Here is a 13,415-nt window from a genome sequence, read left to right as displayed (position 1 = left end):
CGTTATAACTCATCCCAAAACCGTACAGGGATATGATTTTGCTCTCCAGTGCGTCACCAGGATAGGTCTGCCTCTTTTTCACTATCTCAGGCTCAAAACTACTATTGCGATCCCTCGGAGTCTCCAACTCAAACGCTATTTGATCTGTCTTCACTGTTTTGCATGTTGACCCGTTTTTCCTGTTTCTCCCGCCTGATTCTCTTTCATCACTCAAGTGGTTGTCTAACTCACCTTCCAACGCCGCCTCAAGAATCCGTTTTATTAGCGGCGTTATTACTCCCTCTTTACCACTTTAAGGCTTGCCGGATTTTAACTGCTTGATTGCCTCTTGCTGAAATGATGCAAAATCGAACTCCTTCAAATCTTGTGTTTCTCTCTTACTCATCGTGTCATCCCTCCTTTTTGTTATAACTGATAATATAATTCAGTTAGGCAGTTTCTGAAAATATACTTTCCAAAAAATGCTCTCTAATTAGACTTCATGACACAGTTTTTTGAACACTCTCAATCAAACAGTTCTCGGCAATTATAATTCAAAGAAAGAGGCAGTTGCAGCCACGATTAAAGAGCATGAAATCGGCACATTTCTTGTTCAATTATGTACCCCTGGCTCTGAAAGCTATACTCAAACTTATCATTCACGGGTAAGCTTTGCCTGAAAAACAGATTACAAGAGCATTTACCACGCGTTATAATGGAATAGCTCGTGAGCTTACCACTGAAGTGCATGTTTCTGGCAGTTTTAGCAATATGGAGTCGGTTGTAGAGTTATCCACTATAAATGCACGCGCGTACAAAGGAATTTGGGATACAGGCGCAACCAATTCTATGATTACGAAAAAATTGTAGATGATTTAGGCTTAAGCCCTACTGGAATTAAAATAGTTAGCAATGTGGAAACGACAGTTAGTGTTCCGTCTTATGATATTTGCGTTTTTCTGCCTAATAAAGTATTTATCCATGATTTAGAGGTTGCTTTAGGGAAAATGTCAGGCTGTGATATTTTAATAGGCATGGACATCATTAGCCAAGGAGATTTTGCCATAACTTATAAGGGCGAGGATACAATTTTATCTTTTAGGACTCCTCCGCTTAAGGAAATTGATTTTGTTCAAGAAATAAACAGATCAAATGTTGCTGGAATAAAAAGAAATGCTCCGTGTCCATGTGGCAGCGGCAAGAAGTTCAAAAAATGTTGTGGCAAGAATTTACTTTAATTTTTTTTCTAAATAGTTTTTTCTAATTTTGAATAAAATCCTCACTGTTATTTAGCATTAAAAATCCAGGATGGAAATCTTAAAAAGAGGCAGCTATAAAATATATGTCGGTAAGACCCTATAGCAGAGACAAATCAAGGTGGGTGATAGATTATTATCCGGAGGGTTCAAAGGGTAACAATACATTAACCACGTACCGTCAAATGCCACCGTAACCGAGCTATATCCATTATATCTGTCTTATAAGAGTTACATAAAGCAACGACGACTATTAACGATTTAAAGATTCTTTTTAATTGCTATTATTCCAAATTCTTAGGGAATTTCGAGGTTGAAAATATAACCTCGAACAATATTGAGGCATAGTTTCGCAACGCATTTAATTGATAGCAATGTTTACATGAGATCAATTCAGGAGTTATTAGAACTTACGACAATTCAACGACACAATGGCATCCTCAGATCAGCATAGACTGGAAAAAAGAGGCATTAAAAAGAGGCGGATTTGGGCTGTTGACTATGCCTCACCCCGCACTTTTTCACTTTGGTTAAACACTATTAAAAAATGCTCTTGACACAGTAAAAACACAATAGCTATTATGTTTATGGTGTGTTTAATTTAAAACAGCCCATTGGCATAAACCAGAGATGATATGAACCAAATTAACTTAAACTTAGGAGGACTTACACGATGAGAGAAGTTGTAATAGTGGGAGGAGTCAGAACACCAGTAGGGGCATTTGGCGGCACACTTAAGGATGTGTCGGCAATAGATCTGGGAGCTCTGGTAATCAAAGAGGCCTTTAAAAGAACAGGATTACGGCCAGTAGTCAGCGATGAAATGAAAAACAATGCTCCTGATAAGTTAAAAGACAAGGGCGTTATAGAGCTTGAAAAGAAAGTGCAGGACTGGGATTCTTCTCTTAAACCCGTAGCTATTGACGATGTGATAATAGGCAATGTCCTACAGGCCGGACAGGGGCAAAATCCCGGCAGACAGGCAATGATTAAAGGCGGAATACCTAAAGAAACCCCCGCCTTTACTATCAACAAGGTCTGTTCCTCCGGTTTAAAAGCAATAGCGCTGGGAGCAACATCCATTATGGCCGGTGAGTCGGATGTTATAGTAGCCGGCGGTATGGAAAGCATGAGCAATGTTCCGTTTGCATTGCTTCAGGCACGGTGGGGCTATCGTATGGCTCTGACCGGCATCGGCGAACTCCATGATCTTATGGTGTTTGACGGCCTGTTTGAGATTTTCTACGGCTACCATATGGGAATAACCGCTGAAAATATCGTTGACCTCTACGGGATAACCCGTCAGGAACAGGACGAGCTCAGCCTCCTCAGCCACACCAGAGCTTTGAAAGCTATCAAAGACGGCACTTTCGCCAAAGAAATAGTTCCTGTTGTAATAAAGGGCAGAAAAGGCGATACTATTGTTGATACGGATGAACGCCCAATGGAAACCAGCATGGAAAAGCTCGGAAAAATGAAACCAGCTTTCAAAAAAGACGGCTCAGTAACTGCCGGTAATGCCTCCGGAATTAACGACGGCGCCGCCGCTGTTATTATGATGTCCGCGGACAAGGCAAAAGAACTTGGCCTTAAGCCTTATGTAAAGGTTAAAGGATTCGCCGCAGGCGGCCTTGACCCCGCCTACATGGGACTGGGACCAATTCCAGCTATCAGAAAACTCCTTAAGGCTAATAAATTGTCTGTACAAGACATCGACATGTGGGAACTCAACGAGGCCTTCGCTTCACAGACTATCGGCTGTCTGAAAGAACTGGGCATCCCTACTGAAAAACCCAATCAGCTCGGAAGTGGTATCTCAATCGGACACCCTATCGGCTGCACCGGAGCAAGACAAATGGTTACCGGCATGAACCTCATGCAGCGTAACGGTTACAAACACGGTATTATTAGCATGTGTATAGGCGGCGGTATGGGCTTTGCTATGCTCGTTGAAAACGCTGGTTAATCAGATATAGTAATAGATGTTAAGGGGGAGGCGCTGCCTCCCCTTAACCCCAGTTTTTTTGGCAACGACTGGTAAGTGTTGTCCGCACAAAAAGTTTTCAAGAAAACTATAGACTAATTACCATACTTTCCCAGCTCACGCAGGGCGTCGCAGGCTATCCACTTTGACGATTTAGTTCTGATATCATAAATCTCGTGGGCAAGTCTTACAGCCTCACGTCTGAGAGTCTGGTTTCTCTTTCCGATTTGTCTCAACGCCCAGTTTACAGCCTTTTTAACAAAATTGCGCTCATCAGTTGAGGCCTCTTTAATCAAATCAAAGAAATCAAGAAAAATATTGTCATCTGCTTTTTTGTCATAAACTGTGAGGGCTGTTATCATGACAAATCCAGCGCGTTTTACAAACTCCTCGTCTCTTTTGCACCACTGCCTCGCCTTAGCATTGGCAAATGAGGTTTTAACAAAGAGCTTACTGCAAACCTGGTCACAGACATCCCATGAGTCAAAGTCCTTAACCCATCGTTCCATCTGCTCCTCGGTAACATCCCTCGGAATATCAATAAGGGCAGCAAGGATTCTTGCCTCATGGATTAAGCTATCCCAGAGTTTTAATGCCAGCCCGTGTGATTTGCCAACCTCACGTACGATTGCCTTAAGTGCCGGAATTGTTATGCCAAGGGTGTTTTCCGGATTTATCCCATACCTTGCCATACCCTCTACGTTTTTAGGATTGGAAAGAGACTTTAGTGTCAAAATAATTTCTGAAATTTTTGTTTCAATGTCACCGGTGTAAACGGATTGTTTCATGCCTTTATCAACAGGTTATTTGATATTTTCATAGTTTTTACAAAACCAGTCGTAAGTGCTTCTGATACCGTCCCGCAGGGTTATTTTGGGGCTCCAGCCGAGTTTTGTAAGTCTATATGTATCAAGGAGTTTTCTTGGAGTGCCGTCGGGTTTTGTACTGTCCCATATTACCTCACCCTTAAAACCTACGACATCCTTTACAATTTCTGCAAGCTCGGCTATGGTCTGATCTGTACCGGTACCCACGTTTATTGTTACGTTGTCATTGTAGTTGTCCATTAAAAAGATTAGAGCATCAGCAAGGTCGTCAACGTGTAAAAACTCCCTGCAGGGGCTGCCTGTTCCCCATAGAACGACAGGACTTTCAACGCCTCTTTCCATTGCAGCTTTGCTGTCATGGAATTTCTTTATCATCGCGGGTAAAACATGCGAATTGTTAAGATCAAAGTTATCGTAGGGCCCGTAAAGATTAGTGGGCATTGCTGAGATATAGCCTGTACCGTACTGTCTGTTGTATGACTGACAGAGTATTATACCAGCTATTTTAGCAATAGCGTAGGGCTCGTTTGTGGGCTCCAAAATGCCTGCTAAGAGATACTCTTCTTTCATAGGCTGCGGGGCAAATTTGGGATAAATGCAGGAACTACCCAAAAAAAGCAATTTCTTTACGCCGCTTAAATAAGAGTTGTGAACCACATTTGTCTCTATTACCAGATTGTCATATATGAACTCGGCTGGATATGTGTTATTTGCCATTATACCGCCGACTTTTGCGGCTGCCAAAAAAACATATTCCGGCCTCTCTGCCATAAAAAACTCTTTTACCGCCTCCTGGGATTTAAGGTCCAGCTCCTCCCGCCCCCTTACCACTATGTTAGAGTAACCGCCAACCTCCAAACGCCTCATCACGGCGCGTCCCACAAGCCCTCTGTGGCCGCTTACATATATTTTTGAACCTTTATTCATCATAAAAACTATTTCCTTATCCAGTTAAATCCCTTGTTCTTTAGAATTTGGCGGCTCTCCCCAGGGCTGCTTAATCCATGAGCCTCAAGGTCGGCATCCACCATGATTTTAACAAGCTCGTTAAATATTATTTTAGACTCAAACCCCAACTTGTCTCTTGATTTTTTAGTATTAGCAAGCAGATAGTCAACCTCAGTGGGTCTGAAATACCGGTTGTCGATTTCTATTATAACATCGCCTGCCTTAAATGGCAGCTTATTAACACAGGATTTAACAATACCTTTTTCATTTACGCCTGTGCCTTGCCACTCTAACTCAATCCCGGCATATTCAAATGCACTTACCACAAATTCCCTAACTGAGCGGCTCTCACCGGTACCAATAACATAGTCCTCAGGGGAGTCCTGTTGAAGGATTAACCACTGCAATTGGACGTACTCAGGAGCAAAACCCCAGTCGCGCCTGGCATCAAGGTTACCAAGGAACAGTTTGTTTTGTTTTTTTGTAATCATTGCGGCAAGAGCACGGGTTATTTTCCGTGTCACAAAGGTCTCTCCCCTTCTGGGGGATTCGTGATTAAACAGAATGCCGTTACAGGCAAACACTCCGTAACCTTCTCTGTAGTTTACGGTTATCCAGTAGGCATAGACTTTTGCAGCGGCATAAGGGCTACGCGGACAAAATGGCGTGGTCTCATCCTGTGGAGGATTCGCTGAGCCAAACATCTCAGAAGACGAGGCCTGATAAAACCTTGCTCCTACACCGCTTCTTCTGACAGCCTCTAAAATTCTTACAGTTCCAAGCCCTGTTATATCCCCAGTGTATTCCGGCATATCAAAACTTACCCTGACATGGCTTTGTGCCGCAAGATGGTATATCTCATCCGGTTTTACATTATAGATAAGGTTAGTTAAAGTCCCTGAGTCAGATAAATCTCCGTATTCAAGAAAAAACCTTGCTGCACTTTCGTGGGGATCCACATACAGATGATCTATTCGTACGGTGTTAAACGTGCTGCTGCGCCGTATGAGACCATACACCTCGTACCCTTTATCAAGCAGTAACTCGGCAAGATAGGAGCCATCTTGCCCTGTTATCCCTGTTATCAATGCCCTTTTCATCTGTCGCTCTTATCCTCCAGCCAAATCTTTTGTGTTATCTGTTTATGATTATCCTTATAGCATAATTCTGTCAAGTATTTATCCGGATTTTCCTTTTACATGAACCACTGAAAAAGGTTATATTAGTTTCAACAAGTGTTGCTTGTAACGTATAAAGATAGGAGTGACAAGTTTTGATGCTAAGATATTGCAGCAGAAATTTAATAATTTCTTTAAGTATAATAACGCTGTCGTTTATTTTATTATTGCTTAATCCTAAAGCAGTTTTCTCTGCCCCCAAAAAAGAGCTTGAAACAAAAGCCACTTTTATCCTGAATTTTACAATCTTTGTAGAATGGCCAAGTTCGGTATCTGCTGGCTCAAATGACATTACTACATTAAATATTTGCGTATTTGGCAACACACCGCTTGTTCAGGCACTTAATTTACAAAAAGAAAAATATAATGCTTCAGAAAGAGTCAGTATAATCGCTGTAGATGACACAGATAAAATCTCCAACTGTCACATATTATTTATCGGGCAAGCCAATACCGCCGATATTTCAACAATGTTGGCTCATCTTGAGAATAAGCCTGTTTTAACGATTTCAGACCAACAATCATTTAACAAAAACGGGGGAATCATACAGTTTGTTATAAGAGACAATATGGTCAGGTTCAAGATTAATAATGAAGCAGCAAAGAAAGCCGGGCTTACTATAAGCTCGCAACTTCTTGAGCTGGCTGATGAAAAATAATTAAAGATGTTTAACAACGACTTGCTTATATTTACTAAAGGAAATATCAGAAAAAGATTAATGCAGGTTAATCTTCTTTCCATTGGTGTTGTGGTTATTATGATAGGTTTGGTGATAGTTGTTGAGGGGGTCATCTCATTTAAAATGGCTTTGATCACTGATTTGACGTTAAAGGCCAAAATGATAGCAAAAAGCAGCGCAGCCGCCATATTATTTTCTGACAGTAAAAGAGCGTCTGAGATTCTGAAAATGCTAAAATACTCGCCAAACATTGAGCTTGCCGTACTGTACTCTAAAGAAGGAACTATTTTTGCGCAATACGAAAAGGAAAATAGTGAGACAAAGATGTCCCCGCCTTTGCCGCGAGAGGACGGTTATTTTTTTGAAAAGGGTTCTTTGCTTGTTTTTCAAACAATTACCTACAATAAAAATTATCTTGGTACTGTTTATATCAGATCAAACATAAAAGCCCTCTACCAAAACCTTGTAACTAAATTTCTCTTTGGAATCTCAGTTTCATCTGCTGCATTTTTAATTGCAATATTTTTTATGACAAAGCTTCAGAAGTCGATCATAGGTCCCATATATAGCATCCTGGACGTAATGAATACGGTAGAGGCGCAAAGAAATTACACAATACGGGCAAAAGTGGAAAGTGATGACGAAATTGGGATGCTTGCCCATGGTCTTAACGAAATGCTTTCACAGATTCAGACATGGAACTCCGAACTTGAGTATAACAGGCGAAACCTTGAAGAGCTTGTAAGTATCAGAACACGTGAACTGGCTGAGATAAATGTTAAACTTAATGCAGAACTTATCGAGCGTAAGCGAATAGAGGATGAACTCAGGTTTAACACAGCACTGCTTGAAGATTTAAACCGAACCCTTGAGGAAAGAGTTATTGAGGAGGCGGCAAAACGCACAGAGCAGGAAAAAATGCTTATTCAGCAGTCACGTCTTGCCGCTATGGGTGAGATGATTGGTAACATTGCCCACCAGTGGAGGCAGCCGATAAATGTAATCAGTCTTATCCTATATAAACTTAGCCGGGCCTACAGCGACAATGCACTTACACAGGAAATTATGTCAACCTCAGTGGCTAAAGCGCAGAAGCTTATCGAGGGGATGTCAACCACTATAGATGATTTCAGAAACTTTTTTAAGCCAGATAAGGTCAGGGAAAACTTCTATCTGGCTGCCTCAGTGCAAAACACTGTGTCATTGTTTGATGCAAGCTTTAAAAACAGCGATATAAGTGTACATCTTGATGTCAAAGACAATGGATTGGTAAACGGCTATCCCAATGAGTTTTCACAGGCACTGCTTAATTTGTTTTCTAATTCAAAGGACGTTATAATAGAAAAATCCATTCATCCCGGCCTTGTCTCAATACAAGTCGGAGTGAACGATAGCAAAGCTTTTCTGAAATTCAGTGATAACGGCGGCGGTATCCCTGAAAACACAATTGACAGAATATTTGAGCCCTACTTTACAACCAAAGAGCAGGGCAAAGGAACCGGTGTGGGACTTTATATGTCAAAAATGATAATTGAAAACAATATGAACGGAAAACTTACAGTGCATAATGTTGACGACGGAGCTGAGTTTTTGATAGAATTACCTCTGGTAAATATATAACTGTTCAGCAGAGCCGCATGATTGTGAAAACAGAACAATACGACAAAAGAAAAGTGTTAAAACTCGTCTCTGTCCTTTATGTTGAGGACCAGCCGGATACGAGGGAGGAGCTTGCGGATATTCTTAGAATGGACGTCGGAGTGCTTCTAGTGGCTGAGGACGGCGCTCAGGGGTTACAATTGTTTGAGCAACACAGGCCGGATATTGTTGTTACCGATATTCAGATGCCAAAAATGGACGGCCTTACCATGGCAAAGGCCATAAAAGACTTAGACTACAATGTGCCAGTTATAGTTCTCACCGCTTTTAATGAACCTCGGTATCTGATTCAGGCCATTGACATAGGAATAGACAGCTATGCTACCAAACCCACTAATCCCGATAAACTCCTTGAAACAATTTATAAATCAGCGCTGACAATTTTTCAAAGACGTGAAATAGAGAAAAAAACAAATTCCATGCGGTTTATTCTTGACTCAAACCCCTCCTTTATGATGACAATGGATGGAGATGATATAGAATACATAAACAGGACTTTTCTAAAATTTCTCGGATTTGAAAATCTTGATGAATTTAAAATAAGCTGCATGGATTTGTCCGCTATAGTAGCAAAAATTGACGATGAAACTCCAATTTTGAGCTCAGAAACCTCGTGGCTCAAAACAATAGTTACTGCTGCAGAAAAAGAACACGTGATATATCTTAAAGAGCACGGGCTGGAGGGAAAAGTAAGACCGTTTGTTGCTACAAAATGCAAATTTTCTCTCTCCTACTACATCATAACGCTTACCGAGATAGCGGCTATCGAGGCGGAACGTGGTAAGCTTAAAGACGATGCGGCAAAGGCTAAAAAATTATTGGAGGTCCAGAGCAGAGCAGCACAAATGGGAGAACTGATTAATGCAATAGCACATCAGTGGAAGCAGCCACTTAATTTGTTAGCCCTCATAATTCAGGAGATGGAAAATACCGGACTTGACGGAAAACAATATAAGGATTTTGTGTCTGGTTTGGTAAAGGAAGGGATGAATCAGATATCGTATATGTCAAAAACGATAGATGATTTCAGAGATTTTTTTAAGCCTTCAAAAGAAAAAAAACCTTTTTATCCACTGTATGCAATAAATAACGCCCTGGATATTATTGGTAAACAATACAAAATCAACGACATCGCTATAAACATAGCCGGTGATAAACATGCAACTGCCTTTGGATATCAAAACGAATTCAAACAAACAATAATTAATTTACTTAATAACGCAAGAGACGCCTTTTCGTCAAACCAAACACCAGATCGCAAAGTGGACATAAATGTTAAAGACAATGGTACAAAGATAACGATAACAATACAGGACAATGCCGGTGGAATCCCAGCCCACATATTGCCGACAATTTTTGACCCCTACGTGTCAACCAAAGGCGCAAATGGAACAGGCATCGGACTTTCTATATCAAAAACTATCATAGAGGACAATATGGGCGGCTCTCTTAGCGCCAATAACACGGCAGACGGAGCACTGTTTACAATAGAACTCCCAGTGGAAAAGTGGAATCTATAGATAAGGGCAATGCGATTATAGGGAGGGCAGCGTCCTCCCTTACCACTTTTCCTTACTTATTCCCTTACTTATTTTCCATGAAAAAGGTTATATTAAATGTCATGATATTACTGATATTTTACAAGGACTGCTGAGTGTTAGTTAGGGCATCTGAGGACATCCACATTCCTATGCAGTTTCGGGTTGGCGTTAAAAACATGTTTTTTGACTGGTGGTATGTTGAGGCTGGATATGGGATGCCATTTTGGAGATTCTATCAGGATTTATATGGAACGCATCCGTGGCTCAGTCCGTATGGGATAGAGCTTAAGATAACAAAACCTGAGATTTCAGATTATCCGATTGCGGCAGATGATCCGCTTGGCTTAGTGGGCGCTTACAGCACTCTTATGTTTGACAACGGAAAGTACCGCCTTTGGTATTGCACGTATGATTTCAGTGAAAAAGGAATTCAGGAAAACGATAAACTCTGTTATATGGAATCGGATGATTGTAAGCACTGGCATCGCCCCGAACTTGGCCTTATAGAGTACAAAGGCAGCAAGTCAAACAATATAGTGTATGGCTGGGGTGATGAGCGCACAGGGGGAGTTCTCGGTGCCCACGGCGCAACCGTGTTTAAGGATGACTCAGCACCTGCGCCAGAACGTTATAAACTTGTGCACCTTGGGCAGGCAAAAAAGGTTAAGGATGTGTTTAATTGGCTTTATGGGGCAGTATCTCCAGATGGAATACACTGGACACTACTGGATGAACCTGTACTGGAGTACTTAAGCGATACGCAGTCAGTCGCCTGTTATATAAAGGAAAAAAAGAAGTATGTTTTGTACGTAAGGGGTTGGTCTCCGCAGAATCGTCATGGATTTGGAGGTAAACGGATAGTAAGAAAAACCGAGTCCCGGCAATTTGGCAAATTTCCACCTCCAAAGGCAGTGTTAACACCTGAGATTAGCTGGGGACCCTCTGCCGATATATACACAAACAGCTACAATAAGTGGCCCGGCGCCGACATGGCACACATAATGTTTCCGGCTATCTACCACAGAGACACCGACACTCTAAGTCTGCATCTGGCGCTAAGCAGAGACGGCAACCGGTGGTTTTTCCCTTCGCAATCGGCACTTTATTCAAACGAGGAAAATCCCGAAAAAATCACGACGTATGCCGGAGTTGGTCTGGTTCCGTATGAGGGTAAACAATGGGCACATCCTGTGTTTTTTTCCCGCCGTGCCCATAATGAATACCGTGCCGAGCGGCCTGCCATATACCTTGCCACAGTCAGAGAGGACGGCATTGTGGGAATTGAGGCCCCGCTTATGGGGGAATTTTACACGTATCCGTGTATATTTAAGGGCTCTGAAATGCTGATTAATTCGGTTTCTTACCCCGGAGGGGAAATCAAAATCGAGGTGCTGGAGCTGAAACCCAGACTTGAGGCGCCAGTTTTTGACGGATTTTCATTGAACGATTGTGATGTCATAACCGGCAACAACCACTGGAGTCCGGTAACTTTTAAAGGTAATAAGAACATATCAAAATTAGCCGGTAAAATTATAAGATTCAGATTCAAATTGATTAGGTCCAGAGTTTTTGGATTCATGTTTATTTGATTAATTTTTCTAAAGCGAATCGTTATTACTTATAAGACCGTCTCGTATGTGATAGGCTCTCCTGGCAATCCTTGCCACGGCAGCATCGTGAGTCACCATCAGAATGGTTTTTCCTGCGGTATTTAAGTCAACAAGGGTTTGCATGACCTCTGATGCAGTTTTAGAGTCAAGCTGGCCTGTTGGTTCATCACATATTATAAGGGACGGTGAATTGATAAGGGCGCGTGCTATAGCCACTCGCTGCTGCTGGCCGCCGGAGAGCTGCCCGGGTTTAAAATCCGCCCTGTCGGACAATCCCACTCTGGTAAGTGCATCAAGTGCCAGCTCCCTCGGATTATCCACCGGTGTTTCTGTATAAAGCACTGGTAACAAAACGTTTTCTATGGCTGTTATATAGGGCAGCAGGTAAAAATGTTGAAACACAAAGCCTATTAACTTATTACGTATAGCAGAGAGAGCATCGTCGTTGTAGTGAGACACGTCAGTGCCGTTAAGCTTGTAGCTGCCAGAGGTGGGAACGTCAAGGCAGCCAATTATGTTTAAAAGGGTTGTTTTTCCTGAGCCTGAAACTCCTGTTATAGCAGTAAAATCCCCTTTTTCTATTATCAGATTCACACCCCTTAGAGCCTCCACAGTGATTTCCCCGACACAATACGTTTTCTCTATCATTTTTAACTCACAGTGTGGCATTTTTTGTCGGCTGCTTATAAATCTCTTAGTTCCTCACGGATGTCTATTCTTTGCTGCGGCGTAGCTAAAAAAACAAAAGTATCCAAGGGATTTACAATAAAGTCCTCCTTTGGATTATATGTCCATTCAGAGGCGCTTTTGATAGCAAGGAGCAAGATATCAGGATGCTTTTTAAAATTGATATCAGATAACTTTTTAGGGGTAAAACTCTCCGGCAACGTAAATTCCTCAATGCGGAGATTTTTGGATTTATCCCTGAGCATAACATCAAGAAATGAGACGACAGCAGGGCGGAACATCTCAGAGGACATTCTCATGCCGCCAATAAGATGTGTGGATACGACTACATCTGCCCCGGCTCTTTCCATTTTGGCGATGTTTTTTAACTGTCGGCAGCGGGCTACTATTTTAAGTGAGGGATTTAACTGTCTGGCACTGAGGCATATCACAAGGTCAACGTTATCGTCTCCGGCTGCGGCAAACAGTCCTTTTGCCCTCTCTATGCCGCAATGAAGCAGCACGTTGTTGTCTGTGGCATCCCCCTGTATGTAGAGCTGATCGGGACAGGTCTCCAGCATTTTTTCTATTTTTTTCATATCTATATCTATCAAAACCGAAGGCCGCTTTGTTAAATTTAATTCACCGGCAATGTAAAGACCGTTACCCTCCGCCCCACAGATAATATAGTGATCCGTTAGCTGTTTTATCTTTTTTTCCATCTTATTTATCCAAAATGCCTCCTTCAGGTCTCCCTCTATGATAAAAGCTGTAAAGTTCGAAAGTAAATAGCTCATTGTTCCAATGCCTGCTAATGCCAAAAATATTGTAAACAACCTGCCCTGAGGTTTATCAGACATATCTATTATCTCGCCAAAACCGATAGTGGCTATGGTTGAAAAAGTCATATAAAAGCAATCTAAAAATGTATAATGTTTATTTCCTATATACCAGTACCCAATGGTGCCGATTATGGAGATAAGAACCAGCGGTATTAAGCCCAGTAAGAATTTTTCATAGAAATGTGCAAGTACTTTCTTTTCCAAAATTTTTTACCTAATCTCTGTCCAGTATGTAAAATTTATCT

General features: G+C 41.7%; 11 protein-coding genes and 1 pseudogene. 6 read left to right on the top strand and 6 right to left on the bottom strand.

Features of this window, described 5'->3' with window-relative positions; translation table 11 throughout:
* Nucleotides 1-274 (bottom strand): transposase (locus HQK88_11645; protein MBF0617454.1); only part of this gene is annotated, 274 nt, incomplete at its 3' end.
* An 868-nt stretch (nt 275-1,142) separates the two neighbouring features.
* Here HQK88_11645 and HQK88_11640 point away from each other — a divergent pair.
* Nucleotides 1,143-1,217, top strand: a pseudogene (locus HQK88_11640) (SEC-C domain-containing protein).
* A 691-nt stretch (nt 1,218-1,908) separates the two neighbouring features.
* Nucleotides 1,909-3,201, top strand: a complete 1,293-nt coding sequence (locus HQK88_11635) for an acetyl-CoA C-acetyltransferase (GenBank protein MBF0617453.1) — start codon at nt 1,909-1,911, stop codon at nt 3,199-3,201.
* A gap of 113 nt (nt 3,202-3,314) precedes the next feature.
* On the opposite strand, the gene HQK88_11630 is transcribed toward HQK88_11635, so the two are convergent.
* Genes HQK88_11630 through gmd form a run of 3 tightly spaced genes read right to left on the bottom strand, consistent with a single transcriptional unit; the run spans nt 3,315 to nt 6,094 of the window.
* On the bottom strand, nt 3,315-4,007 hold the full coding sequence (locus tag HQK88_11630; protein MBF0617452.1) for a DNA alkylation repair protein: 693 nt from the start codon (nt 4,005-4,007) through the stop codon (nt 3,315-3,317).
* A gap of 15 nt (nt 4,008-4,022) precedes the next feature.
* On the bottom strand, nt 4,023-4,973 hold the full coding sequence (locus HQK88_11625) for a GDP-L-fucose synthase (GenBank protein ID MBF0617451.1): 951 nt from the start codon (nt 4,971-4,973) through the stop codon (nt 4,023-4,025).
* 8 nt (nt 4,974-4,981) lie between these two features.
* Nucleotides 4,982-6,094 (bottom strand): GDP-mannose 4,6-dehydratase, encoded by a 1,113-nt coding sequence (gene gmd / locus HQK88_11620; protein ID MBF0617450.1) that lies wholly within the window; start codon nt 6,092-6,094, stop codon nt 4,982-4,984.
* A gap of 173 nt (nt 6,095-6,267) precedes the next feature.
* On the opposite strand from gmd, the gene HQK88_11615 reads away from it, so the two are divergent.
* The 4 genes from HQK88_11615 to HQK88_11600 all read left to right on the top strand — a co-directional run bounded on the left by HQK88_11615 (nt 6,268) and on the right by HQK88_11600 (nt 11,641).
* Nucleotides 6,268-6,831 carry a YfiR family protein gene (locus HQK88_11615; GenBank protein ID MBF0617449.1) on the top strand — a complete coding sequence of 188 codons (564 nt, stop codon included), beginning with the start codon at nt 6,268-6,270 and terminating at the stop codon, nt 6,829-6,831.
* Nucleotides 6,832-6,837: 6 nt separating this feature from the next.
* The gene (locus tag HQK88_11610) at nt 6,838-8,472 is read left to right on the top strand and encodes a HAMP domain-containing protein (protein ID MBF0617448.1); all 1,635 of its coding nucleotides are present in this window, start codon (nt 6,838-6,840) and stop codon (nt 8,470-8,472) included.
* A 17-nt stretch (nt 8,473-8,489) separates the two neighbouring features.
* The gene (locus tag HQK88_11605; GenBank protein ID MBF0617447.1) at nt 8,490-10,031 is read left to right on the top strand and encodes a response regulator; all 1,542 of its coding nucleotides are present in this window, start codon (nt 8,490-8,492) and stop codon (nt 10,029-10,031) included.
* Between the two features lie 134 nt (nt 10,032-10,165).
* On the top strand, nt 10,166-11,641 hold the full coding sequence (locus HQK88_11600) for a hypothetical protein (protein MBF0617446.1): 1,476 nt from the start codon (nt 10,166-10,168) through the stop codon (nt 11,639-11,641).
* Between the two features lie 9 nt (nt 11,642-11,650).
* Here HQK88_11600 and HQK88_11595 read toward each other — a convergent pair whose 3' ends face one another.
* The gene (locus HQK88_11595) at nt 11,651-12,331 is read right to left on the bottom strand and encodes an ABC transporter ATP-binding protein (protein MBF0617445.1); all 681 of its coding nucleotides are present in this window, start codon (nt 12,329-12,331) and stop codon (nt 11,651-11,653) included.
* Nucleotides 12,332-12,345: 14 nt separating this feature from the next.
* On the bottom strand, nt 12,346-13,374 hold the full coding sequence (locus HQK88_11590; protein MBF0617444.1) for an NAD-binding protein: 1,029 nt from the start codon (nt 13,372-13,374) through the stop codon (nt 12,346-12,348).
* Nucleotides 13,375-13,415 lie beyond the last annotated feature (41 nt).

It is taken from the genome of Nitrospirota bacterium, from assembly GCA_015233895.1.
Lineage (GTDB): Bacteria > Nitrospirota > Thermodesulfovibrionia > Thermodesulfovibrionales > Magnetobacteriaceae > Magnetomonas.
The sequence above is the reverse complement of the archived record's forward strand: the minus strand, read 5'-3'. Positions and strand labels throughout refer to the sequence as shown.